Origin of the sequence: Pseudomonas entomophila, from assembly GCF_013523125.1 — a bacterium.
GTDB classification, from domain to species: Bacteria; Pseudomonadota; Gammaproteobacteria; order Pseudomonadales; family Pseudomonadaceae; genus Aquipseudomonas; species Aquipseudomonas entomophila_B.
In genome coordinates, this window is sequence record NZ_JAAMQJ010000011.1 from 1 (window position 1) to 25466 (window position 25466).

Here is a 25466-nt window from a genome sequence, read left to right on the forward strand (position 1 = left end):
GCTTGCAGCTTGCAGCTTGCAGCTTGCAGCTTGCAGCTTGCAGCTTGCAGCTTGCAGCTTGCAGCTTGCAGCTTGCAGCTTGCAGCTTGCAGCTTGCAGCTTGCAGCTTGCAGCTTGCAGCTTGCAGCTTGCTTCTATCGCCATGATAGGAATTTTCCGACAGACACCGCCACCAAACCCTCGATAATGGCGCCTATCGTCATCAGCACAGACGGCGAAGGCTTCCCAAACCGCGCTTCCCGTCACTGTTTCAGTGCGTTCGGCCGGCAAATTCGGTACCCTACGCGCCACTCTGTGCCCGTCTCCCAAAAGGGGACGACACGCTAAACGGGTCTGGCTCAACCAAGCCGGGCAGCATTCCCGCTATCCCATGGGAATTCCCCTCTCGAACCCCGATTTCAGCAGTGTGGTACTTCTTTCGATGAAAGTCTTAAAAGGCCAGGACATCCTGGCACTTGGTTTCATGACGTTCGCGCTCTTCGTCGGCGCGGGCAACATCATCTTTCCGCCCATCGTCGGCCTGCAAGCCGGTCCGAACGTGTGGATGGCGGCGCTTGGCTTCCTGGTCACCGCCGTCGGCCTGCCGGTCGTCACGGTCATCGCCCTGGCCAAGGTCGGTGGTGGCATGGATGCCCTGAGCAGCCCGATCGGCAAGTTCTTCGGTGGGCTGCTGGCGGCTGTGTGCTACCTGTCGGTCGGGCCGCTGTTCGCCACCCCGCGCACCGCGACCGTGTCCTTCGAAGTGGGCATTGCGCCGCTCACCGGCGAGAGCCCGACGGCGCTGTTCCTCTACAGCCTGGTCTACTTCCTGATCGTGCTGGCCGTGTCCATGTACCCGGGCAAGCTGCTCGACACCGTGGGCCGCTTCCTCGCGCCCCTGAAGATCGTCGCCCTGGCGACCCTGGGCATCGCGGCCTTCATGCTGCCGGCAGGCAGCGTCGGTGAGGCTCAGCCGGAATACGTGGCGGCGCCGTTCTCCAACGGCTTCATCAACGGCTACCTGACCATGGACACCCTGGGTGCGCTGGTCTTCGGCATCGTCATCGTCAACGCGATTCGCTCGCGCGGCGTCGAGTCGCCCAAGCTGATCACGCGCTATGCCATCATCGCCGGCCTGATCGCGGGTGTCGGTCTGGCACTGGTCTACGTCAGCCTGTTCCGCCTGGGCTCCGACAGCCACGCGATCGCTGCCGGTGCCAGCAATGGTGCAGCCGTCCTGCATGCCTACGTGCAGCACACCTTCGGCTCCCTGGGCAGCGGCTTCCTGGCGGTGTTGATCGCCCTGGCGTGCCTGGTCACGGCCGTGGGCCTGACCTGCGCCTGCGCCGAGTACTTCAGCCAGGTGCTGCCGTTGTCCTATCGCACCCTGGTGATCATCCTGGCAGGCTTCTCGCTGCTGGTGTCGAACCTGGGCCTGACCAAGCTGATCCTGTTCTCGGTGCCCGTCCTGACGGCCATCTACCCGCCATGCATCGTGGTGGTGGCGTTGAGCTTCTGCAAGGGTCTGTTCAAGTCGCCCGCACGCATCTTCGGCCCAGTCATGCTGGTCTCGCTGATCTTCGGCCTGATCGATGCGCTCAAGGGCACCGGCCTGAAGGTCTACTTGCCAGAGGTCGTGAACCAGCTGCCGCTGAGCGAGCAGAACCTGGCCTGGCTCGTGCCGTCGGTGGCGACACTCGCTGTGGTGGTCGTCATCGACCTGATGCTTGGCAAGCCCCGCCACGTGCTGGTCTGATGGGTAACCCGAATGGCGCTGGCCACAAGCCCTGTCGCGCTCTTCGGTAAGTCGATCCAACCCCGTCTCGTGCAGAGGCGGGGTTTTTTTATGCCCATCGGGGTGTCGTTCACGCCCTTCACGCTGTCGAATGCCGACGTCATTCCCCTGCACCGAACACGCACGAGAACGCCATGGACTACCTGAACAACAATCTGGCCAACCTGCTCGCCGCCTGCTGGTTCATCGCCTGCTGGGCCGGCTACACCCGCTATGCCAGCTGGAAGGCCCGCGACACGGCTTGCCTGGCCAGTGTCCTGCACTTGTACCGGCACGACTGGATGCGCCGCATGCTGCTGCGCGAGAACCGCATCGCCGATGCTAGCGTGATCGGCAACCTGGAGCGCAATGCGTCGTTCTTTGCCTCCAGCACCCTGATCATCCTGGCCGGCATCCTGACCGTGCTCGGCGCGTCCGACCGTGCGCTGTCGTTGCTGGCCGACCTGCCACTCGTGCAGCCGACCTCGCAAGGCGTCTCCGAACTCAAGCTGCTGTGCCTGGCCACGGTGTTCGTCTATGCCTTCTTCACCTTCAGCTGGTGCATGCGTCAGTACAACTTCGCCGCCACCCTGGTAGGCTCGGCGCCGATGATCAGCGAGCGTAACGTCAGCGACCTCGAGCGCCAGGCGTTCGCCACCCGGGCGGCGCGGGTGTTGTCGATGGCGGCCAACCAGTTCAACTTCGGCTTGCGCTCGTATTACTTCGGCATGGTGATGTTGAGCTGGTTCATCAGCCCGTGGTTGTTCATGGCGATGAGCATCGGCGTGGTGTTCATTCTGTATCGGCGGGAGTTTCATTCGGACGTGCTGTCGGTCATGGTGTTCACCCCGACGCAGTTGCAGGTTTCCGAGCCTGGCAAAGAGCCGGTCGTGTAGTCAGCAGTGAAGCAGAAGGGCGACGATCGCCCATAAAAAAACCCGACAGCGTCGGGTTTTCTTGAACAGCGTGCCGTCTTACTGACGAGCAGGCTCGGCCGGAGCAGTCACCGGAGCGGTGGTGTTCGGCGAAGCTTCTTGAGCGGCCTTGCGGTTGGCTTCGGCCTGGTCTTTGGCGGCTTCGGCATTTTCTTCGGCAGCGTCGTTCACTTTGTCCTGGGCGTTGTTCATTTTCTCTTGAGCATTTTCACGGTGCTCTTGAGCGTCCTGCGCCTTGTTTTCGCTTGCCTTATCGCACGCGGCCAGGCCCATGGCAGCAGCCAGCATCAGAGCAAAAGCAAAAGGTTTACGCATGGGTGTTTCTCCTTGTTGAATAAGTGAGTTGTTCCTTCGAGCTTGGGCCTGAGGCATTAGTTCCACGCGCTCAAAAGATATCTGGCGTCGGTGCGGTGCTGTGTTTCAAGGCGTCCCGCGCACTTGCATCACACCGCCTGTTCAGGCGGCGCACCCTCGCGAAACGAACCGGTTTTCACCCTGTCGCGTATCGCGCACTTGAAAAGTTTTCGGCTGCCCCCATCTGGAAGTCATCGCGCCCATCACGCCCACCTGGCGTATGGCGACATCTGCCATTGATCGGAGTTTGAAGACCATGAGTGTGGATACTCAAAAAGAAACCCTGGGCTTCCAGACCGAGGTGAAGCAGCTGCTGCACCTCATGATCCATTCCTTGTACTCGAACAAGGAAATCTTCCTGCGGGAGCTGATCTCCAACGCCTCGGACGCCGCCGACAAGCTGCGTTTCGAAGCCCTGGCCAAGCCCGAGCTGCTCGAAGACGGCTCGGAGTTGAAGATTCGCGTCAGCTTCGACAAGGAGGCCGGCACGGTCACCCTGGAAGACAATGGCATCGGCATGAACCGCGATGACGTCATCGCGCACCTGGGCACCATCGCCAAGTCCGGCACCGCCGACTTCATGAAGAACCTGACCGGTGACCAGAAGAAGGATTCGCACCTGATCGGTCAGTTCGGCGTGGGCTTCTACTCCGCGTTCATCGTCGCCGACCAGGTCGACGTCTACACCCGCCGTGCCGGCACGCCGGCTTCCGAAGGCGTGCACTGGTCCTCCAAGGGCGAGGGCGAGTTCGAAGTCGCCACCATCGACAAGCCCGAGCGCGGCACCCGCATCGTCCTGCACCTGAAGAAGGACGAACAGGATTTCGCCGATGGCTGGCGCCTGCGCAACGTGATCAAGAAGTACTCCGACCACATCGCGCTGCCGATCGAGTTGCCCAAGGAGCAGGCCGAAGCGGCCGAAGGCGAGGAACAGCCGGCCCAGGAATGGGAAACCGTCAACCGTGCCAGTGCCCTGTGGACCCGTCCGCGTACCGAGATCAAGGACGAGGAATACCAGGAGTTCTACAAGCACATCGGCCACGATTTCGAAAACCCGCTGGCCTGGAGCCACAACAAGGTCGAGGGCAAGCTCGAGTACAACTCGCTGCTCTACGTGCCGGCCCGTGCACCGTTCGACCTGTACCAGCGTGAAGCGCCCCGCGGCCTGAAGCTGTACGTGCAGCGCGTGTTCATCATGGACCAGGCCGAGTCCTTCCTGCCGCTGTACCTGCGCTTCATCAAGGGCGTGGTCGACTCCAACGACCTGTCGCTGAACGTCTCGCGCGAGATCCTGCAGAAAGACCCGATCATCGATTCGATGAAGTCGGCGCTGACCAAGCGTGTGCTGGACATGCTGGAGAAGCTGGCCAAGAACGACCCCGAGCAGTACAAGGGCTTCTGGAAGAACTTCGGCCAGGTCCTCAAGGAAGGCCCGGCCGAAGACTTCGCCAACAAGGAGAAGATCGCCGGCCTGCTGCGCTTCGCCTCGACCCACGACGACAGCGGCGAGCAGAGCGTCTCCCTGGCCGACTACCTGGCCCGTGCCAAGGACGGTCAGGACAAGCTCTACTACCTCACCGGCGAGTCCTACGCGCAGGTCAAGAACAGCCCGCACCTGGAAGTCTTCCGCAAGAAAGGCATCGAAGTGCTGCTGCTGACCGACCGCATCGACGAGTGGCTGATGAGCTACCTGAGCGAGTTCGACGGCAAGTCGTTCGTCGACGTGGCCCGTGGCGACCTGGACCTGGGGCAGCTGGATTCCGAGGAAGACAAGAAGGCCCAGGAAGAAGTCGCCAAGGACAAGGAAGGGCTGGTCGAGCGCCTGAAGAGCGCACTGGGCGACAGCGTCGCCGAAGTCCGTGTCTCGCACCGCCTGACCGACTCGCCGGCGATCCTGGCCATCGGCGAACAGGACCTGGGCTTGCAGATGCGTCAGATCCTCGAAGCCAGCGGGCAGAAGGTACCGGAGTCCAAGCCGATCTTCGAATTCAACCCGACGCACCCGCTGATCGAGAAGCTCGATCACGAACAGAGCGAGGACCGCTTCGCCGAGCTGTCGCACATCCTCTTCGACCAGGCTGCCCTGGCCGCAGGCGACAGCCTGAAGGATCCGGCCGCCTACGTGCGCCGTCTGAACAAGCTGCTGGTCGAGCTGTCTGCTTGAAGTGACGTCTGACGTACAAGAGGCCCGCCAGGGTGACGCGTAGCGCGTTGCCCTGGCGGGCCTTTTTCATGGACCAGGAGAATGCAATGAGCAAGGTAATCATCGAGTCGCTGAAGTATCACGTCGCCGGCCAGGTCTACGAGAGCCGGCTGGCCTATGAGCAGGACGGCGTGCCCCGTCCGGCGCTGATCATGGCGCCGAACTGGATGGGGATCGGTGAAGGCGCCGAACGCATCGCTCGGGAGGTCGCCGAACAGGGCTATGTGGTCTTGATCGCCGACCTGTATGGGCAGTCGGTGCGGCCCTCGAATGCCGATGAGGCGGCCGCAGCCATGATGCCCTTGAAGGACGACCGCGCCGAGCTGCGCGCACGTATGGAGGCTGCGCTGGCGCAACTGCTCGGGCAGTCCCAGGCCGTGCTGGAGCCGGGGCAGGTCGCCGCGTTCGGGTTCTGCTTCGGTGGCTGCTGCGCATTGGAACTGGCGCGTGCCGGTGCCGAGCTCAAGGCAGCGGTGTCGTTCCACGGTACGCTGGACACGCCCGACCCGTCCGATGCTCAGCGCATCAAAGGCTCCGTGCTGGTGCTGCACGGGGCAGACGATCCGCTGGTCCCCAAAGAGCAGCTGTCGGCGTTCGAGCAGGAAATGAGCGCCGCCCAGGTCGATTGGCAGCTGGTCAGCTATGGCGGCGCGGTGCATTCGTTCACCGACCCGCAGGCCAACGTGCCCGGCAAGACCCAGTACGACCCCCGCACCTCGGCACGGGCGTTCCGCGCCATGTACAACCTGCTGGATGAAGTGTTCCCGCTCTGAGTCCAGTGGCGGGTTTGTCGGTGTAGGGGTACCTCAGGTCATTCAGGTACTGGCAGGCTGAACTGGCTTGAGCCAGCTCCCATAGGGTTGCGAGCGCAGCTATGCCTACATGGCAGATTGCAGCGATCTGTGTGGGAGCTGGCTTGCCAGCGACAGGGCTTGTCAGGCGCCGCCTGCATCGCGGGCAAGCCCGCTCCCACAGGTTGCTTGCGCAGCCATGTCCACAGCGACAGGTTGCCGAGATCTGGGTGGGAGCTGGCTTGCCAGCGACAGGCCCTGTCAGGCGCCGCCTGCATCGCGGGCAAGCCCGCTCCCACAGGTTGCTTGCGCAGCCATGTCTACACCGGCAGGCTGTCGAGGTCTGGGTGGGAGCTGGCTTGCCAGCGACAGGCCCTGTCAGGCGCCGCCTGCATCGCGGGCAAGCCCCACAGGTTGCTTGCGCAGCCATGTCCACAGCGACAGGTTGCCGAGATCTGGGTGGGAGCTGGCTTGCCAGCGATAGGGCCTTGTCAGGCGCCGCCTGCATCGCAGGCTGCATTCCCTGTCGAACCGATACGGGCGTCCGGCGCCTAGCGCGCTTTGGGCAGTGGGGCGAACAGGGCGTCGATGTCGTCGTCGCCCAGCTTCCACTGGTTGGCTTCGCCACCCTCGAGCAGGCTGTTGGCCAGCGCCGCCTTTTCCTGCTGCAGCGCGTGGATCTTCTCTTCGACGGTACCGCGCGTGATCATCTTGTAGACGAACACCGGCTTGTCCTGGCCGATACGGTAGGCGCGGTCGGTGGCCTGGTTCTCGCTGGCCGGATTCCACCACGGGTCATAGTGGATCACCGTGTCGGCCGCCGTCAGGTTCAGGCCGGTGCCACCAGCCTTCAGGCTGATCAGGAACACGTCGCGCTCGCCTTCCTGGAACAGCCGCACCGGCGTACGCCGGTCCTGGGTATCGCCCGTCAGCACGGTATAGCGCACCTGGCGCTTGATCAGTTCCTCTTCGATCAAGGCCAGCATCGAGGTGAACTGCGAGAACACCAGCACCCGCCGCCCTTCGCCCAGCAACTCGTCCAGCACCTGCAAAAGGCTGCCCAGCTTGCCCTTGTCGGTCTGGTTGACCGGTGGCTCCAGACCCTTGACCAGGCGCAGGTCGCAGCACACCTGGCGCAGCTTGAGCAGGGCGTCGAGGATCACGATCTGGCTGCGCGCCGCGCCCTTGCGCGAAACCTCGTCACGAACCTTCTTGTCCATGGCCACGCGCACGGTCTCGTAGGTGTCGCGCTGGGCATCGCTGAGTTCGACCCAGTGCACCATTTCGGTCTTGGGCGGCAGTTCGCGGGCCACCTGCTCCTTGGTACGGCGCAGCAGGAACGGGCGTAGCCGCGCCACCAGGTGCGCCAGGCGCTCGTTGTCGCCATGCTTTTCGATCGGGTTGCGATAGGCCTGGTTGAAGTGCTTCTGGTCACCCAGCCAGCCCGGCATGAGCAGGTGGAAGATCGACCACAGCTCGCCCAGGTTGTTTTCCATCGGCGTGCCGGTCAGGCACAGGCGCTGCCCGGCATGCAGTTCGCGTGCGGCCAGTGCGGCCTTGCTGCGGGCATTCTTGATGTTCTGCGCTTCATCCAGGATCAGGGCATGCCAGGTCAGCGGCTTGAAGTGCTCGAGATCACGCGGCAGCAGTGCGTAGGTGGTCAGGACGATGTCCTGCTCGTGCAGCTGGTCGAACAGCTTGGCGCGGCCAGGACCGTGCACGGCCAGCACCTTCAGTTGCGGCGTGAAGCGCTGCGCTTCATCCAGCCAGTTGGGGATCAGGCTGGTGGGCAGGACCACCAGGGCCGGTGCGGTCAACCGCCCGGCCTGCTTGTCCAGCAGTAGGTGCGCCAGCGTCTGCAGCGTCTTGCCCAGCCCCATGTCGTCGCCAAGGATGCCGCCGATCTGAAGCTCGCGCAGGGCTTGCAGCCAGTTGAGCCCTTCCAGCTGGTAAGGACGCAGGGTGGCATTCAGGCCCGTCGGAGGCTGTACCTGGCGCTCGCGTGCTTGACGAAGGCCGGTGGCCAGGGCGCGGGTCTTTTCGCCGCCTTGCCACTGCAGCGGCACGCCTTCGAGGGCGTCGAGCCGTGAGGCGTCCGCACGGTCCAGGCGGATGCTCGGCCCGTGAACGGGATCGTCCATGTACAACCCGGCCAGGGTGCCCATCACCGCCTTGATCCGCCCATAGGGCAGGGCGACGCGCAAGGGCGGGCTGTCGTGGCGCACGCGGTTGAGGTCGATCAGCAAGTGTTCCTCATCGCCCCGCTTGGCCAGCTCGTGGGGCCGGAGCAGTTCGGGGTTGCTGCGCAGCAGGTGGAGCAGGATCGGCAGCAGGCTGTGACGCTCGCCATCGACCACGATCCCCAGCTCCAGGTCGAACCACTCGCGCCCCTGGGCTTCGTCGATGTCCGCGTACCAGTCCTGTACCGGGCGCAGGTCGAAGGCGAAATCGCGTTGGGCGTGCACCTCCCAGCCGGCGTCGCGCAGGGCGGGCACGTCATCGCGAACGAAGCGCAGCCACGCCTCGTCGTCAGGCAGTTGCAGCATTTCGCCGGCCTGTACGGGCAGGGCCTTGCTCTGGCGTGTGGCGGGCGTGAAGCCCAATGCCTTGAGAGTCTGGCGCAGGCGCTTTTCCTCGGCAGGCTGGCGCTGGATACGCTGGTTGACGTCGCCTTTGATGCGCGTCAACGGCTGGTTCGCCTCGCCATTGGCCCGTGTTCCATCGTAGAGAAACGCCAGCGCGGCCCGGTGCTGCATCTGCCGCTGCATGCGCCCGCTCTTGGGCGCATAGGCGCTGAATTCGACACTGCCCAACGCCAGGTAGGGCGTGGGCATGATGTCGTCGAGCTGTTCGGTCTTGACCTGGGTCGGGGTCGGCACCTGCCGGTTCAGCTCGTTCAGGCGCAGGCTGAGCGGCACGATCAGGTGTTCGGGCACCCGGGGCGCACGGGCCAGCTGGCTGGCGATGAACGGGTCGAAGTCGTGGCGCAGCTTGCCCACCCGCGACGTTGCGCTGTCGATGTAGTACAACGGATTGAGCGGCAACACATGGTCGAAGGCACCGTCGATGGGATGCCAGGCGCCCTGGTAGCTGCCGTCGTCCTGGCGTACCCAGCGAAATTCCGCGGACTGCGCCTGGCCAGCCTGCAGCGTCAGCGTCTGCTCGTCGTGCAGCAAGCGTCCGGTGGCCAGCGCATACTCGAGCAGCTCGGCCCCGGCTTTGCCGTCGAGAACGACGCCATCGACGTGCCGGTGCTCGACCCGTTGCGTTTCCATCAGCCGCAGCAGCCGCGCATCGTCCTCGGTGACGAACTTGGGCGGGTAATAGAGCAGGTCGACCAGTGAAGTCTGCCGGGCCAGGTGCAGCTCGCCGCTACTGTTCCGCGTCCCCTTGCAGACCTGCAGCACGCACACGTCCTCGTCCATCCCGACGCGGTAGAACAGCGCGCGGCCTTTCTTGTCGACGCACGCCGACGAGTCGGTACCGGCTGAAGTGAAGGTTGACAGCCAGTGGTTGAGGCGCGGCGACAGTTGCGCCGGGGCCTGTTCGACGGGCGTGTCCTTGAAGGCCCCCTGGCGCAACGTGAAGAGCACGGCGGCGCAGTGCTTGCAGTTCAGGCCGATCGGACACGAGCAGGCGCCCATGACGGTGAAGTCACGGCCGCTCGAGATCTCGATGGATTGCGTGTAGCGCTGGCCGGCGGAGCCTTCGCAGGTGGCCTCGACGTGATGCGCTTGCAGCCGCGTCAAGGTCACCCGGCCTTGCGAAGCATAGTGTCGAGCGCGGCCCAGGGTCGCGCGGTCGAAGGATCTGAACCAGGTGTCGTACTTGAACAGGCGGTCCGGCAGGTCGGTTTCGCTCACCTCAAGGCTCCAGCAGCTGCTCGTCCGGCACGGGCGCGGTGCGTGCGCCGACCGGAGCGATCTTCAACAGCATGGCCAGGTGCCCGCCGTCGAGGTAGATCAGCTGATTGTGCTTGATCGTGCGATTGTTCTGGTCGAACAGCTCGCTCTGGACCACGCTGCCGTTGCCGTCCAGCTGGTTGACCCGCACGTGCGCCTGCACTTCGACGAAACGCGCCTGGGCGATCGACAAGGTGCCTTCGATGGGGAAGCGCCCGAACTGTTCATCACCGGCGCTGACGGCCACGGTCACCGGCTCGGCACCCACCGGCTGTTGCCAGGCACGGTGCAGCAGGAAGCTGTAGTCGGTGTTGGTCGCCAGCGGCTCGATCCGCTCGTCCAGCGTGGTGGGCCGGCTGTCCCGTTCGCCCAGGCGCAGCACATCGCTGCCCCAGCGCGGTGGGGCATAGGGGCTGGTGATGGCCGGTACGCCGTTCTGGCGCAGCAGGACCATCTCCACGCGGTACAGCGTGTCGCCGAAGGCGGCGGGGGCGACGAGCGCCAGCAACGGGATCAGAAGACGCAAGGTTCGCATGGCTCGTCCTTAGGCAGGCTGTGGGGCGAGGCGCTCGAACAGCGCCTCCAGGGTGTTGAAGCGCTCGTCCGGCCGTTCCATGGGCACCATGAAGCGGAACTGCGTGGCGCCTTCGAGCTTGTACCGCTTGGGCTGGGACTGGATCAGCTTGATCAGCGTGATCGGCTCCACCGGCGTGTCGGGCTCGAACTCGATCTTGCCGCCATGGGGGCCGGCGTCGACCTTCTTGATGCCCAGCGTTTCGGCCTGCAGCTTGAGCTGCGTCAGGCGGATCAGGTTCTTGGTCGGCTCCGGCAGCAGGCCGAAGCGGTCGATCATCTCCACCTGCAGGTCCTTGAGGCCCTCTTCGTCGGCGGCCGAAGCGATGCGCTTGTAGAGGATCAGGCGGGCATGCACGTCGGGCAGGTAGTCTTCCGGGATCAGCGCCGGCAGGCGCAGGTTGATTTCCGGGCCGCCGCCAAGTGGCTGTTCCAGGTTCGGCTGGGTGCCTTTGCGGATGGCCTTGACCGCACGCTCGAGCATTTCCATGTACAGGGTGAAGCCCACCGCCTGGATCTGGCCGCTCTGGCCTTCGCCGAGCAGCTCGCCGGCGCCGCGGATTTCCAGGTCGTTGGTGGCCAGCACGAACCCTGCGCCCAGGTCCTGGGTGTTGGCGATCGCTTCCAGACGCTTCTCCGCGTCGGCACTGATGCCCTGGCGCGCCGGGGTCAGCAGGTAGGCGTAGGCCTGGTGGTGACTGCGCCCGACCCGACCGCGCAACTGGTGCAGCTGGGCCAGGCCGAACTTGTCGGCCCGCTCGATGACGATGGTGTTGGCGCTGGGCACGTCGATGCCGGTCTCGATGATGGTCGAGGCCACCAGCACATTGAAACGCTTGTGGTAGAAGTCGCTCATCACCTGTTCGAGCTCGCGCTCGCGCATCTGCCCGTGGCCGATGCCGATGCGCGCCTCGGGCACCAGTTCGGCCAGGTCGGCGGCGCATTTCTCGATGGTCTTGACGTCGTTGTGCAGATAGTACACCTGGCCGCCGCGCAGCAGTTCGCGCAGCAGCGCCTCCTTGACCGTGCTGTTGTTCTGCTCCATGACGAAGGTGCGCACCGACAGGCGCCGCGCCGGCGGCGTGGCGATGATCGACAGGTCGCGCATGCCGGCCACGGCCATGTTCAGGGTCCGCGGGATCGGCGTGGCGGTCAGGGTGAGGATGTCCACCTCGCTGCGCAGGGCCTTGAGCTGCTCCTTCTGGCGCACGCCGAAGCGGTGTTCCTCGTCGATGATCACCAGGCCCAGGTCCTTGAAGGTGACGTCGTCCTGCAGCAGCTTGTGGGTGCCGATGAGGATGTCGATCTTGCCTTCGGCCAGGCTCGCGGCGGCGGCCGAGACTTCCTTGGCCGACTTGAAGCGGCTCATCACCTCGACCGTCACCGGCCAGTCGGCAAAGCGGTCGCGGAAGCTGTTGTAGTGCTGCTGGGCGAGCAGGGTGGTGGGCACCAGCACGGCCACCTGGCGCCCGCTGTGCACGGCGATGAAGGCTGCGCGCATGGCCACTTCGGTCTTGCCGAAGCCGACGTCGCCACAGACCAGGCGGTCCATCGGCTTGCCGGCAAGCATGTCCAGGCGCACCGCCTCGATGGCGTTCTGCTGGTCGGGGGTCTCCTCGAACGGGAAGCCGGCGCTGAAGGTCGCGTAGTCGGCTGCCGGGTCGGCGAACGCATGGCCCTTGCGTGCCGCGCGCCGGGCATAGATGTCGAGCAGCTCGGCGGCCACGTCGCGTACCTGTTCGGCGGCCTTGCGCTTGGCTTTCTGCCAGGTTTCCGAGCCCAGGCGGTGCAACGGCGCCAGGGCATCGTCGCTGCCGGTGTAGCGGGCGATCAGGTGCAAGTTGGCCACCGGCACGTACAGCTTGGCGTTCTCGGCGTATTCGAGGGTGAGGAATTCGGCGGCCTGGCCGTCGATCTCCAGGGTGGCCAGGCCCAGGTAGCGCCCGACCCCGTGGTCGATGTGCACCACCGGCGCGCCTTCACGCAGTTCGGTGAGGTTCTTGATGACCGCGTCGTTGGCCACCTCGCCGCGCTTTTCGCGACGGCGGCGCTGCATCACGCGCTGACCGAACAGCGGGCTTTCGGCCACCAGCGCGAGGGCCGGGTCCTCCAGCAGCAGGCCGTCTTCCAGCGGCGCGATGGTGATCGCCAGGCGCTCGTCGCCGGTGACGAAGTCGATCCAGCCATCGACCGTGCGCGGGCGCAGCTTGAGGCGCTCGAGCAACTCCAGCATCACCTCGCGACGGCCCGCCGATTCGGCCGTGAACAGCACGCGCCCGTCGAACCCCTCGAGGAAGCCCGCCAGCGCAGCGAGCGGCTGGCTGGCCTTGGCTTCGATCGCCAGGTTGGGCAACACGCGCGCCGGGAAGCGCTGACGCCCGGCGCCGCTGTCGAGGTCATCGGCGCTGACCACCACCCGCGGCCACTGCTTGAGACGGGCGAAGCAGTCTTCCACCGGCAGGAACAGCTCGGCCGGCGGCAGCAGCGGCCGGCTCAGGTCGCCGCGCCGGTCTTCGTAGCGGCCCCGCACGTCGTTCCAGAAGTGCTCGGCGGCCTGCTCGACGCCGGGCAGGGAGAACACCTGGGTGTCGGCCGGCAGGTAGTCGAACAGCGTCGAGCTCTCTTCGAAGAACAGCGGCAGGTAGTACTCGATGCCGGCCGGGATGATGCCGCTGGCCAGGTCCTGGAAGATCGCGCTGCGTCTGAAGTCGACGTCGAAGCGTTCGCGAAAGCGGGCCTTGAAGCGGGTTACGGCCTCCTTCTGCAGAGGGAATTCGCGCGCCGGCAGCAGGCGCACCGATTCGACCTTGTCGATCGAGCGCTGGGTCTCCGGGTCGAAGGTGCGCAGCGTTTCGATCTCGTCGTCGAACAGGTCGATGCGGTAGGGCTGGCGGCTGCCCATGGGGAACAGGTCGATCAGCGCGCCGCGCACGGCGAACTCGCCATGCTCGTAGACGGTGTCGACGCAGCGGTAGCCGCTCGCTTCCAGGCGGCTGCGCATCTGCTCGACGTCGAGGGTCTGGCCAACGTCCAGCACCAGGCTGCTGCCGAGCAGGAAGCTCGTCGGTGCCAGGCGGTGCAGGGCGGTGGTGATCGGTACCACGAGGATCCCGTGCTGCAGCTCCGGCAACCGATAGAGGCTGGCAATGCGCTGGGAGATGATGTCCTGGTGCGGTGAGAACAGGTCGTAGGGCAGGGTCTCCCAGTCGGGGAACGGCAGCACGGGCAGGTCGGGCGCGAAGAAGCGCAGCTCCTGTTCGAGACGGTCCGCGCTCTGGCTGTCGGCGGTCAGCAGCAGCGTGAAGCGCTTGGCGCTGCTGGCGGCCTCGGCGATGGCCAGGCTGAGGGAGGCGCCGGGGAGGTTGCCCCAGGTTTGTTTGCCGGCCGTGGCCGACAGGTGCGGTAGGCGCAGAACTGACACGGTCTCTCGGACTCCCAGCGTTTCGGCAAAGAGGTCGATTGTACCGGGGCGCGTGCCTGCTGTCAGGTTCGTGCTCGGTCGGTGCACGGGTTTCACGACCCTGGCAGGGACGCATTGCCCGATGCAGCGCGGGGCGTCATAATGTAGCCCCTTTTTTCTGTCCCTACGTGTGGAAGGTTAACGTGAATCAGAAGCCCGACCAGTGTCTTGGTGAATGGATCGACCGTGAAGCCCTGGCTGAAGCGATGATCCCGCTTATCGGTCAGCTCTACCGCAACAACAACGTGGTGAGCTCGATCTACGGCCGCAGCCTGATCAACCGTTCGGTGATCTCGATCCTCAAGGCCCACCGCTTCGCCCGTCACCGTCAGAGCGACGAAGCCGAGCTGTCGGTTCACGAGACGTTCCCGCTGCTCAAGGCCATGAGCGAGCTGAAGCTGGGCGCCGCCTCGGTCGACCTGGGCAAGCTGGCGAACAAGTTCAAGCGCGAAGGCAATGGCCGCAGCGCCGAGCAGTTCGTGCGTGAAGAACTGGCCGATGTCGTCGGTCAGCAGAGCACCGCCGCGAGCAAGGGCACCGACGTGGTGCTGTACGGCTTCGGTCGCATCGGCCGCCTGCTGGCGCGCATCCTGATCGAGAAGACCGGTGGTGGCGACGGCCTGCGCCTGCGTGCCATCGTCGTGCGCAAGGGCGCCGACAACGACCTGGTCAAGCGTGCCAGCCTGCTGCGCCGCGACTCGGTGCATGGCCCGTTCGACGGCACCATCGTGGTCGACGAAGCCAACAACACCATCACCGCCAACGGCAACCTGATCCAGGTGATCTACTCCAACGATCCGACCACCGTGGACTACACCCAGTACGGCATCCAGAACGCCCTGCTGGTGGACAACACCGGCAAGTGGCGAGACGCCGAAGGCCTGGGCCAGCACCTCAAGTGCCCGGGCGTCGACCGCGTGATCCTCACCGCACCGGGCAAGGGCGCGCTGAAGAACATCGTGCACGGCATCAACCACGGCGAGATCACCGCGGACGACAAGATCGTCTCGGCGGCCTCCTGCACCACCAACGCCATTGTGCCGGTGCTCAAGGCCGTCAACGACCAGTACGGCATCGTCAACGGTCACGTCGAAACCGTTCACTCGTTCACCAACGACCAGAACCTGATCGACAACTTCCACAAGGGTAGCCGCCGTGGTCGCGCCGCACCGCTGAACATGGTCATCACCGAAACCGGTGCCGCCACCGCTGCCGCCAAGGCCCTGCCCGTGCTCAAGGGCAAGCTGACCGGCAACGCCATCCGCGTGCCCACGCCGAACGTCTCGATGGCCATTCTCAACCTCAACCTCGAGAAGGCCACCACCCGCGAAGAGATCAACGAGTACCTGCGCCAGACGGCCATGCACTCGGAACTGCACAAGCAGATCGACTACGTCAGCTCGCAGGAAGTGGTCTCCACCGACTTCGTCGGCTCGCGTTACGCCGGTGTAGTCGATGCCGAAGCCACCATCAGCAACGACAACCGTGTCGTGCTCTACGTCTGGTACGACAACGAGTTCGGCTACAGCTGTCAGGTCGTGCGCGTGATGGAAGATATGGCCGGGGTCAACCCGCCAGCGTTCCCACGCTAAGCGAAGCGTTCACGAGAAACGGGAGCCCATGGGCTCCCGTTTCTCGTTGGGGCCAAGCTGCAAGCTGCAAGCTGCAAGCTGCAAGCTACAAGCTACAAGCTACAAGCTACAAGCTACAAGCTACAAGCGAGAAGCTACAAGCGAGAAGCGAGAAGCGAGAAGCGAGAGCGCTCCACCAGGCAACCAGCCGCCGCTTTTACTTGCAGCTTGCAGCTCCCCCTCTTGCCGCTGCCCCCAGGCGATGTAGTGCAGCCGAAAATGGCCTACGACACGACCAAGGGTTAATGTGCACATCGTCCGGTCTTGAGTAGACTGTACGCGAATTTTTTTCATGGCGCCGACGGCGGCATGAGCGAGTCCTGCGGCCACCGTGACCGCAGGCCAGTTCTGAAGGAGTACGCATGGCTGTCTACAACTACGACGTGGTGGTGCTGGGTTCCGGCCCAGCCGGTGAAGGCGCGGCGATGAACGCCGCCAAGGCGGGGCGCAAGGTCGCGATGGTCGACAGCCGCCGCCAGGTCGGCGGCAACTGCACCCACTTGGGTACCATCCCGTCCAAAGCGCTGCGCCACTCGGTGCGGCAGATCATGCGCTTCAACACCAATTCGATGTTCCGCGCCATTGGCGACCCCCGCTGGTTCTCCTTCCCCGACGTGCTCAAGAGTGCCGAGACGGTCATCGCCAAGCAGGTGGCGTCGCGCACCAGCTACTATGCGCGCAACCGGGTGGACGTGTTCTTCGGCACTGGCAGCTTTGCCGACGAGCAGACCATCGAAGTGGTCTGCCCCAACGGCGTGGTCGAGAAACTGGTGGCCAAGCACATCATCATCGCCACCGGCTCGCGCCCCTATCGTCCGGCGGACATCGACTTCAACCACCCGCGCATCTACGACAGCGACACCATCCTCAGCCTCGGCCACACGCCGCGCAAGCTGATCGTCTACGGTGCCGGGGTGATCGGCTGCGAGTACGCCTCGATCTTCAGCGGCCTGGGCGTGCTGATCGAGCTGATCGACAACCGCAGCCAGCTGCTGAGCTTCCTCGACTCGGAGATCTCCCAGGCGCTGAGCTACCACTTCAGCAACAACCACATCACCGTGCGCCACAACGAGGAGTACGAGCGGGTCGAAGGCCTGGACAACGGGGTGATCCTGCACCTGAAGTCCGGCAAGAAGATCAAGGCCGACGCCTTGCTCTGGTGCAACGGCCGGACCGGCAACACCGATCGTCTGGGGCTGGAGAACATCGGCATCAAGCCCAACAGCCGTGGCCAGATCGAGGTCGACGAGACCTACAGCACCGGTGTCGCCAACGTCTATGGCGCCGGCGATGTGATCGGCTGGCCGAGCCTGGCCAGCGCTGCCCACGACCAGGGCCGCTCGGCAGCAGGCAGCATCGTCGACAATGGCAGCTGGCGTTTCGTCAACGACGTGCCGACCGGGATCTACACCATTCCCGAGATCAGCTCGATCGGCAAGAACGAGCAGGAGCTGACCCAGGCCAAGGTGCCTTACGAAGTCGGCAAGGCGTTCTTCAAGTCCATGGCCCGCGCGCAGATCGCCGGCGAGCCGCAAGGCATGCTGAAGATCCTCTTCCACCGTGAGACGCTGCAGATCCTCGGCGTGCACTGCTTCGGCTACCAGGCCTCGGAGATCGTGCACATCGGCCAGGCGATCATGGACCAGCCGGGCGAACTCAACACCCTCAAGTACTTCGTCAACACCACCTTCAACTACCCGACCATGGCCGAGGCCTACCGGGTCGCCGCCTACGACGGCCTGAATCGGCTTTTTTGAGCGGCTCCGGCCGGCTGCCTGAGCCGGCCGGGGAGAATGGCTTCAGTCCTTCCCAAGGGTGGTTTTGGCCAAACCGGGAAAGTCTGTGATCAGGCTGTCCACGCCAAAGTCGGCGAGCCGGCGCATCAGCGCCGGTTCGTTGACCGTCCACACCGACACGTGCAGCCCTTGCTTCTGCGCTTTGAGCAGGCGCTCGGGCGTGCACAGCGTCCAGTTCAGCGCCAGCAGCGTACACCCGTAGTTGCGCGCGACCTTGAGCGGGTCGAGCCAGGCGTATTCGGCCACCAGGCCGCGCGCCAAGTCCGGCACCAGCTCCTGGGCGGCGCGCAGTACGGTACGCGAGCTTGACGTCACCATCACTTTGTCCAGCAGGCCATGACGCTCGGCCATGTCGCGGATCGCCAGGACCGTGCTGGCGGCGCGTGTGCGCGAGGCGCTCTTGACCTCCAGCTGCCAGTGGGTGAACGCGCAGCGCTCGAACAGCTCTTCGAGCCGTGGCACGGGGCAGGGACGGGGCCACTGCGGACCGCTGGCCCGTGCGTCCAGCGCCACCAGCGCCTCGGCGGTATGCTCGGCGACCTTGCCGCGACGCCCGGTGGTGCGCTTGAGCGTCGTGTCGTGGATCACCATCAGCTGATTGTCGGCCGACAGGTGCAGGTCGAGCTCGCACCGGTCGATGCCGTGGGAGAGGCATTGTTCGAAGCTGCTCAGGGTGTTCTCGGGGGCTTCGCCCTTGGCGCCGCGATGGCCGTAGATCAGGGTCACGTTCGTTCCTTCAGTCAGGGGAATGGGGTAGGGCTCAGTCGGCCGTGGCCGCCGGGTGATCGAGCGCGTCTCGGCGTTGCTGCTGCTGGCGTTGCAGGACATGGCGCGCCAGCAGCTGGCGCTGGGCATCGCTGAGGTCGACGAACTCCACGGCGGCGTCATGCCCGCCCTGGGCGTTGCCCTGGCAGTGCACCACGCGGCCACGCAGTAGCAGGCCCAGGCCCTGGGGCATCAGCAGCATGCGCACCGCCACCCGTGCCTGAGCCTGCAACGGCTCGGCCTGGGTGAACTCGATGCCGCCTTCGGAGAGGATCACCCGGCGCGGTTCGCCCAGCTCGCCGAGCAGCGTCTGCGCCAGCACGGCGCCGAGCAGGTCGATGCGCTTGTTCTGCGCGCGCAGGAAGGCCGCCAATGTGCGGTCCTTGTCGCTCAGCTGGCGCAGCAGGTGCTGGGATTCGAATTCGGCCACGTGCAGCTCGCCCAGCAGATTGAACAGTGGCGACGCATCCCGTAACACAGTGGCCGGGTCGGCCTGGGACGCGCTCAGCGGGCTGATTTGCAGTGCGACGTGATCTTCGATGCGGTAGTATTCGCGGCGATCTTCTTCGTCTGTTGTCGTCATGGCGAACCCAAGGTGGCGGCGATGGTCCGAGTGTAAAGCCGCCTTGGGCGCCTCGCCACCAAGGACGTTCCCTTTCATCCGAACAAGCCCCCTCATGTTCAGACCTCTTTTCGTATTCATCGGCACACGTTACACCCGTGCCAAGCGACGCAACCATTTCGTCTCGTTCATTTCCCTGACCTCGATGATCGGCCTCGCCCTCGGCGTGGTGGTGATGATCGTGGTGCTCTCGGTCATGAACGGTTTCGACCACGAGATGCGCACCCGCGTCCTGGGCATGGTGCCCCATGCCACGCTGGAGACCGGGCAGGCCATCGACGACTGGCCGGCCCTGGCCAAACAGGTCCAGCAGAACCCGCAGGTGACGGCCGTGGCGCCATTCACCCAGATGCAGGGGCTGCTGACCAGCGACGGCAAGGTGCAGAAGGTGCTGCTCAACGGCATCGATCCGGCCCGCGAGCGGCAGGTCTCGATCATCGACCAGTTCGTGCGCCAGGGCCGCCTGGACCAGCTGGCACCCGGCAGCTGGGGCATCATGATCGGCGACAAGGCCGCTGCCAAGCTGGGCGTGGGCGTGGGTGACAAGCTCACCTTCGTCGCCCCGGAAGTCAGCGTGACACCCGCCGGCATGTTCCCGCGCATGAAGCGCTTCACCGTGGTCGGCATCTTCCACGTCGGGGCCGGCGAGATCGACGGCTACCTGGGGTTGACCAACCTGTCCGACCTGTCCCGGCTGCACCGCTGGAAGGCCGATCAGGTCCAGGGCCTGCGCCTGAAGTTCGACGACCTGTTCCAGGCCCCGCGTGTGGCCTACCAGATCGCCCAGCAGCTGGGCGAGGACCAGTACTACTCGCGCGACTGGACCCGGACCCACGGCAACCTGTACCAGGCCATCCGCATGGAGAAGGCGATGATCGGGCTGCTGTTGCTGCTGATCGTCGCCGTGGCGGCGTTCAACATCATTTCCACCCTGGTGATGGTGGTCAACGACAAGAAGGGCGACATCGCCATCTTGCGTACCCTGGGCGCTACGCCGGCGCAGATCATGGGCATCTTCATGGTCCAGGGCACCATCATCGGCGTGCTCGGCACCTTGATCGGCGGAGTGCTGGGCATTCTCGCCGCGCTCAATGTCAGCGCCGCCATCGCCGGGCTGGAACGGCTCATCGGCCACAAGTTCCTCAATGCCGATGTGTACTTCATCGATTACCTGCCGTCGCAGATCCTGGCCAGCGACGTCTGGATGGTCTGCGGCGCCGCCCTGATCCTGAGTTTCTTCGCCACCCTCTACCCGGCCTGGCGCGCCTCGCGCACGCAGCCGGCGGAGGCGCTACGTTATGAGTGAGTCGCGCATGAGTGATACAGCCGTACTGAGTTGCCGCAACCTGGGCAAGTCCTACGAGGAAGGCCCGGAGCGGGTGCAGGTGCTGTCCGGCCTGCAGCTGGAGCTCCAGCCGGGCGAGCGCGTGGCCATCGTCGGCAGTTCCGGTTCGGGCAAGAGCACCTTGCTCAACCTGCTGGGCGGCCTGGACACCCCGACCGAGGGCAGCGTCTGGCTGGCCGGCGAGGAGTTGTCGGCGCTCGGCGAACGCGCCCGTGGCCTGCTGCGCAACCGCGCCCTGGGTTTCGTCTACCAGTTCCACCACCTGCTGCCGGAATTCACCGCGCTGGAAAACGTCTGCATGCCGCTGCTGATCGGCAGCACGCCGATTCCCGAAGCCCGCCAGCGGGCCCAGGCCCTGCTCGAGCGCGTCGGCCTCGGCCACCGCCTGAGCCACAAGCCGGCCGAACTGTCCGGCGGCGAGCGTCAGCGCGTGGCGATCGCCCGTGCCCTGGTCAACCGGCCCGGCCTGGTGATGCTCGACGAGCCGACCGGCAACCTCGACCACCATACGGCCCAGGGCATCCAGGAACTGATGCGCGAACTGTCCGGTGCCTCGCGCACGGCGTTCCTGGTGGTCACCCATGACCTGAGCCTGGCCCGGCAGATGGACCGCGTGCTGCGCCTGGAAGATGGCCGCCTGGTTCCGATCTAGAGCGCTCGATCCGAGTCGACCCCACGGGCCGCCGCGCGGTCCGTCTACCCGTTCAACTGGTGCTTTCGTACATGTTCAGACCCTTGCCCTTGTTCATCGGTGCCCGCTACACCCGTGCCAAGCGCCGCAACCACTTCATCTCGTTCATCTCCATGACCTCGATGATCGGCCTGGCGCTGGGCGTGCTGGCCATGATCGTCGTGCTGTCGGTGATGAATGGTTTCCAGCGCGAGATGAGTTCACGCATCCTCGGGCTGGTGCCTCATGCCAGCCTGCTGGGCGAGCGCCCCCTCGATGACTGGCGCCACGTTGCCGACACCGCCTTGAAGAACCCGGCGGTGATGGCGGCCGCGCCGCTGACCGAGCTGGACGGCATGCTCTCCTACAAGGGCGCCATGCAGCCGATCCAGGTCAGCGGCATCGACCCGGCCGAGGAGGGCAAGGTGTCCATCGTCGGCCAGCATATTCTCAGGGGCAGCCTGCAAGACCTGCGTCCCGGCGAGTACGGCGTGATCGTCGGCGAGCTGACCGCGCGACGCTTCGGCCTGCGTGGCGGCGACAAGCTGACCCTGATCGTGCCCGAGATCAGCAGCGCGCCGGGCGGGATCACCCCGCGCATGCAGCGCCTGACGGTGGTCGGCGTGTTCAAGGTCGGCGCCGAGCTGGACGGCTCCCAGGCGTACATCCACGTCGCCGATGCGGGCGAGATGCAGCGCTGGGCGCCGGGGCAGGTGCAGGGCGTGCGCCTCAAGCTGCACGACCTGTATGCCGCGCCCCAGGTGTCCAAGGCCATCGCGGCGCAGTTGGGCGAGGGCTACCGCGCCGATGACTGGTCGCACACCCAGGGTAGCCTGTTCAGTGCCATGAAGATGGAAAAGACCATGATCGGCCTGTTGCTGCTGATGATCATCGCCGTGGCGGCGTTCAACATCATCGCCACGCTGGTGATGGTGGTGAACGACAAGGGCGCGGACATCGCCATCCTGCGCACGATCGGCGCCACGCCGGCGCAGATCATGGGGACCTTCATGGTCCAGGGCAGCCTGATCGGCATCGTCGGCACGCTTATCGGCGGGGTGCTCGGTGTCATCGCCGCGCTCAACGTCAGTGCGATCGTCGGGGCGCTGGAGCGGGCCACCGGGCAGCACATCTTCACCTCGGACGTGTATTTCGTCAGCAGCCTGCCCTCCGAACTGCAGTGGGGGGATGTCGGACTGATCTGCTGCGCCGGGCTGGTGATGAGCTTCCTGGCGACCCTGTACCCGGCATACCGGGCCTCGCAGGTCGAGCCGGCGTATGCGCTGCGGTATGAGTGAGGTGTGCAGCCGAGCTAGGAGCCGGTCATGCGTCGCCTGTATCGCGGGCAAGCCCGTTCCCACAGGGCCCGTGGGAGCCTGGCTTACCGCGGTATGGCTACGGGTGTGAGAGCCTGCCTTAGCGTGGTGTGGCTACGGGTGTGGGAGCTGGCTTGCCAGCGATAGGGCCCGGTCACGCGCCGTCTGTATCCAGTTGAACGTTCCTCCCTGCGTTGCCGTCCGTACCTGTGAAGGCCGCCACGCCCTACCGGCCGCCTTCATGACTCAACGGCATCCAGGAGGCTTCAATGAAATACCGTGCGTTCGGCAATACCGGCCTGTTCGTGTCCGAACTCGTCATCGGCAGCGTCCCCTTCGGCGGACGTGGTGCCTTCGAGAAGACCGGCAGCGTGGACGTCGGTCAAGCCACCCGCATGTTCGACCTGGCCTTCGAGGCCGGCGTGAATCTGGTGGACACGGCCGACCTGTACTCCCAGGGGCTGGCCGAGGAAATCGTCGGCAAGGCGCTCGGTGCCCGTCGCCAGTCGATCATCCTGGCTTCCAAGGCCCGCAGCCCGATGGGCGATAACCCCAACGACAGCGGGGCCTCGCGCTATCACCTGATCCGCGCCTGCGAGGCCAGCCTCAAGCGCTTGGGCACCGACCACCTCGACCTGTACCAGATGCACAACTGGGACGGCGTCACGCCGATCGAAGAGACCCTGGCCGCGCTGGATCACCTGGTGCAGAGCGGCAAGATCCGCTATTTCGGCACCTCCAACTACACCGCCTGGCAAATGATGAAGACCCTGGGCAGCGCACGCCTGCATGGCTGGCAGCAACCGGTGTCGCAGCAGATCTACTACACCCCCGAAGCCCGCGAGGCCGAGTACGAGCTGCTGCCGATGGCCCTCGACCAGGGCGTCGCGACCCTGGTCTGGGGCCCGTTGGGCGAAGGTCTGCTGACCGGCAAGGTCCGCCGCGGGCAGAAGACCCCGCCAGGCACCCGCCAGGGCAACGACTGGCCGGAACCCTACGTGCATGACCGCGAACGCGCCTACGACATCATCGAGACCCTGATCGAGGTCGGCAAGCGCCATGACTGCTCGCCCTCGCGCGTGTGCCTGGCCTGGTTGAAGGACCGCCCCGGCATCACCAGCGTGATCACCGCTGGACGCTCCGAGGACCAGTTGCAGGACAACCTCAAGGCGGTCGAACTGGTGCTGCAGCCGGAAGACCTCGACCAGCTCGAACGGGCGACCCGCCTGGCGCCCCAGTACCCGTACTGGCACCGCATCGCCGCCCAGATGGACCGCATCGACCCGGCCGAGGCACCGTTCATCGAGCTGTACCGTCAGACCATGGCCGACAACACGTCCGAGAACGGCTGACAGCCCGTGCGGCACAGAGAGCCGCTTCCCTGCGAGGCGAGCCTTTGGTCGCCTGGCCTTACACCTGGCCGATCCGCAGGTTGATCGGCCAACGGACCAACCGCTGGACCTGCGCCTGCCCCCAAAAGGTCGCCAGGTCGGCGGCGAACCGTTCGAACAAGGCCTGTTCGCCTGCTTCGCGCGCATGGCGCACTGCCGACCATGTCGAGACATAGCCCAGAAACGCCTCCAAGGTCCAGGTCAGCTCGATGCTCATCACAGGTGCCTTGAACTCGGCGAACGGGAAGTCCAGGGTGGCGTAACCGCTGTCGACCAGTTGCCGCTCGGGTGGCCAGAACGGGCCAATCTCGTGGTGGTAGAAGTCCATGAAACGCCCTTGCAGGTCATCCTCCAGGCGCAGCATCCCATAGCTGATCAACGCCAGTACGGCGCCCGGTGCGGCGCGGGTGCGCACCTGGGCGTAGAAGGCGGGCAGGTCGAACCAGTGCGCGGCCTGGGCCACGGTGATCAGCTGGGCGCCTTGGGCCGACGGCGGCAAGGCTTCGGCCGGGGCACAGGCGTAGTGAAGGTTGCCGTGCGCCTGGGCATGATCGAGCTGGTCCTGACTGGGGTCAAACCCCCACACGGTGTCGAAATGCTCGGCCAGCAACGTGGTCAGCTGGCCGTTGCCACACCCCACGTCGACGGCCAGCCGGCGGTCAGGGGCGGCATTGGCCAGATACGCAGCCAGCGTGGCGGGGTATTCAGGCCTGAAGCTGGCGTAGGCCTGGCCACCTTGGTCGAACCAGTTTTGTGAGGGCAGGGCAGGGGTGGTCATTCGGCAGGTCTCCAATGGCTGACAACGTGCCCCTCACTGTAGCCCTCGGGCGTCTGCTGGTCAGCCCGAGGACGCGCCCGCGTGTGGTGCGTGCTTGGCTTTTGTGCGCCCAGGCTCTAGTCTCGGCGCCCTCTGGACATCTTGAGGAAAGACGATGCGCCCTGTCATCAGCCGCCGGCACTTGCTGGCCGGCGCCGTGGGTGGTGCTGCCGCCCTGACGCTACCGGCCTGGGCCGACGACGCCGTGCGTCAACGCCTGGCGACACTTGAACGCACCCACGACCGAACGCTCGGCCTCTGGGCGCTCGATACCGGCAGTGGTCAGCGTCTGGCCTACCGTGCCGACCAGCGCTTCGCCTTCTGCAGCGCGTTCAAGGTGCTGCTCGCCGGCGCCATCCTGCAACGCAACGAGGCCGAACCTGGCCTGCTGGCGCAGCATCTTGACTATGACGCCGCCACACTGGTCACGTATTCGCCCATCACGCAGGAGCATCTCGAGACCGGCATGCGCGTGGCCGACCTGTGCGCTGCGGCGTTGCAGTACAGCGACAACACGGCCGCCAACCTGCTGTTGGCGCAGGTCGGCGGGCCTGCCGGCCTGACCGCGTTCGCCCGACGGCTGGGCGACGCCGTGTTTCGCCTGGACCGTGACGAGCCGACGCTCAACACTGCGCTGCCAGATGATCCCCGCGACACCACCACGCCCTTGGCCATGGGCATGACGCTCCAGCGGCTGCTGCTCGGCGAGGCACTGACCTTGGAAAGCCGCCGTCAGTTGCAGACCTGGCTCGAAGGCAACACCACCGGCGCCACCCGGCTCCGCGCTGGTGTGCCCAACGACTGGCGCGTCGGCGACAAGACCGGCACGGGCGATTACGGCGTGGCCAACGATGTGGCGATCGTCTGGCCCCCTGGCCGCGCGCCATGGATCGTGGTGGCGTTCACCCGAGGCCCGGATCCTTCATCGCCTGGTGACAGTGCGCTCATCGCCGCAGCGATGCGCGAGGTCGTCGGCGCTTGGGGGTGAGTGGCAAGGCACAAGCTGCAAGCTACAAGCTACAAGCGGACAGTAGTGCGATACGCCAGGTGTTGACAGGACATTGATACGGCGCTGACGCTCTGACTTGCAGCTTGCAGCTTGCAGCTTGCAGCTTGCAGCTTGCAGCTTGCAGCTTGCAGCT

18 protein-coding genes are annotated in these 25466 nt (G+C 65.3%); 11 read left to right on the forward strand and 7 right to left on the reverse strand.

The annotated features are described in order from the left end of the window. Nucleotides 1-421 precede the first annotated feature (421 nt). Together brnQ and G7007_RS08315 are read left to right on the forward strand one after the other, a co-directional pair. On the forward strand, nucleotides 422-1735 hold the full coding sequence (gene brnQ, locus G7007_RS08310; RefSeq protein WP_181100650.1) for a branched-chain amino acid transport system II carrier protein: 1314 nt from the start codon (nucleotides 422-424) through the stop codon (nucleotides 1733-1735). Nucleotides 1736-1908: 173 nt separating this feature from the next. Then, nucleotides 1909-2649: a DUF599 domain-containing protein gene (locus G7007_RS08315; protein ID WP_181100651.1), complete on the forward strand. Its 741-nt coding sequence runs from the start codon at nucleotides 1909-1911 to the stop codon at nucleotides 2647-2649. Nucleotides 2650-2727: 78 nt separating this feature from the next. On the opposite strand, the gene G7007_RS08320 is transcribed toward G7007_RS08315, so the two are convergent. Beyond that, nucleotides 2728-3003, reverse strand: coding sequence for a hypothetical protein (locus G7007_RS08320; RefSeq protein WP_181100653.1), 276 nt, complete (start codon nucleotides 3001-3003; stop codon nucleotides 2728-2730). A gap of 295 nt (nucleotides 3004-3298) precedes the next feature. On the opposite strand from G7007_RS08320, the gene htpG reads away from it, so the two are divergent. Next, on the forward strand, nucleotides 3299-5206 hold the full coding sequence (htpG, locus tag G7007_RS08325; protein WP_181100655.1) for a molecular chaperone HtpG: 1908 nt from the start codon (nucleotides 3299-3301) through the stop codon (nucleotides 5204-5206). 86 nt (nucleotides 5207-5292) lie between these two features. Next, on the forward strand, nucleotides 5293-6018 hold the full coding sequence (locus G7007_RS08330) for a dienelactone hydrolase family protein (RefSeq protein ID WP_181100656.1): 726 nt from the start codon (nucleotides 5293-5295) through the stop codon (nucleotides 6016-6018). Between the two features lie 569 nt (nucleotides 6019-6587). Here G7007_RS08330 and G7007_RS08335 read toward each other — a convergent pair. The 3 genes from G7007_RS08335 to mfd are packed head-to-tail and all read right to left on the reverse strand — an operon-like array spanning nucleotide 6588 to nucleotide 13932. Further along, on the reverse strand, nucleotides 6588-9899 hold the full coding sequence (locus tag G7007_RS08335) for a DEAD/DEAH box helicase (RefSeq protein ID WP_181100658.1): 3312 nt from the start codon (nucleotides 9897-9899) through the stop codon (nucleotides 6588-6590). Nucleotide 9900: 1 nt separating this feature from the next. Continuing rightward, nucleotides 9901-10473, reverse strand: a complete 573-nt coding sequence (locus G7007_RS08340) for a CsiV family protein (protein ID WP_181100660.1) — start codon at nucleotides 10471-10473, stop codon at nucleotides 9901-9903. A gap of 9 nt (nucleotides 10474-10482) precedes the next feature. After that, on the reverse strand, nucleotides 10483-13932 hold the full coding sequence (gene mfd, locus G7007_RS08345) for a transcription-repair coupling factor (RefSeq protein WP_181100661.1): 3450 nt from the start codon (nucleotides 13930-13932) through the stop codon (nucleotides 10483-10485). A 167-nt stretch (nucleotides 13933-14099) separates the two neighbouring features. Between mfd and G7007_RS08350 the strand changes: the two genes are divergently transcribed. Both G7007_RS08350 and sthA read left to right on the forward strand, forming a co-directional pair. Then, a complete protein-coding gene (locus tag G7007_RS08350) occupies nucleotides 14100-15563 on the forward strand; it encodes a glyceraldehyde-3-phosphate dehydrogenase (RefSeq protein ID WP_181100663.1) in 1464 nt (487 codons plus the stop codon). 401 nt (nucleotides 15564-15964) lie between these two features. Further along, entirely contained in the window at nucleotides 15965-17359 is a 1395-nt protein-coding gene (gene sthA, locus G7007_RS08355) for a Si-specific NAD(P)(+) transhydrogenase (RefSeq protein ID WP_060394202.1), read from the forward strand. 42 nt (nucleotides 17360-17401) lie between these two features. On the opposite strand, the gene G7007_RS08360 is transcribed toward sthA, so the two are convergent. Beyond that, nucleotides 17402-18124, reverse strand: coding sequence for a glycerophosphodiester phosphodiesterase (locus G7007_RS08360; RefSeq protein ID WP_181100664.1), 723 nt, complete (start codon nucleotides 18122-18124; stop codon nucleotides 17402-17404). Nucleotides 18125-18158: 34 nt separating this feature from the next. Then, on the reverse strand, nucleotides 18159-18746 hold the full coding sequence (locus G7007_RS08365; protein ID WP_181100666.1) for a PilZ domain-containing protein: 588 nt from the start codon (nucleotides 18744-18746) through the stop codon (nucleotides 18159-18161). A gap of 94 nt (nucleotides 18747-18840) precedes the next feature. On the opposite strand from G7007_RS08365, the gene G7007_RS08370 reads away from it, so the two are divergent. From G7007_RS08370 to G7007_RS08385, 4 genes are all read left to right on the forward strand, one after another. After that, complete coding sequence (locus G7007_RS08370) at nucleotides 18841-20091, forward strand: lipoprotein-releasing ABC transporter permease subunit (RefSeq protein WP_181100668.1); 1251 nt, start codon at nucleotides 18841-18843, stop codon at nucleotides 20089-20091. 7 nt (nucleotides 20092-20098) lie between these two features. Then, nucleotides 20099-20782 (forward strand): lipoprotein-releasing ABC transporter ATP-binding protein LolD, encoded by a 684-nt coding sequence (gene lolD / locus G7007_RS08375; protein ID WP_181100670.1) that lies wholly within the window; start codon nucleotides 20099-20101, stop codon nucleotides 20780-20782. Nucleotides 20783-20853: 71 nt separating this feature from the next. Further along, nucleotides 20854-22098 carry a lipoprotein-releasing ABC transporter permease subunit gene (locus G7007_RS08380; protein WP_181100671.1) on the forward strand — a complete coding sequence of 415 codons (1245 nt, stop codon included), beginning with the start codon at nucleotides 20854-20856 and terminating at the stop codon, nucleotides 22096-22098. Nucleotides 22099-22385: 287 nt separating this feature from the next. Next, on the forward strand, nucleotides 22386-23468 hold the full coding sequence (locus tag G7007_RS08385; RefSeq protein WP_181100673.1) for an aldo/keto reductase: 1083 nt from the start codon (nucleotides 22386-22388) through the stop codon (nucleotides 23466-23468). A gap of 58 nt (nucleotides 23469-23526) precedes the next feature. Here the strand turns inward: G7007_RS08385 and G7007_RS08390 are convergent, their stop codons facing one another. Beyond that, nucleotides 23527-24285 carry a class I SAM-dependent methyltransferase gene (locus tag G7007_RS08390; protein ID WP_181100675.1) on the reverse strand — a complete coding sequence of 253 codons (759 nt, stop codon included), beginning with the start codon at nucleotides 24283-24285 and terminating at the stop codon, nucleotides 23527-23529. Between the two features lie 154 nt (nucleotides 24286-24439). Between G7007_RS08390 and bla the strand changes: the two genes are divergently transcribed. Beyond that, complete coding sequence (gene bla / locus G7007_RS08395; protein WP_181100677.1) at nucleotides 24440-25312, forward strand: class A beta-lactamase; 873 nt, start codon at nucleotides 24440-24442, stop codon at nucleotides 25310-25312. Nucleotides 25313-25466: the final 154 nt, after the last annotated feature.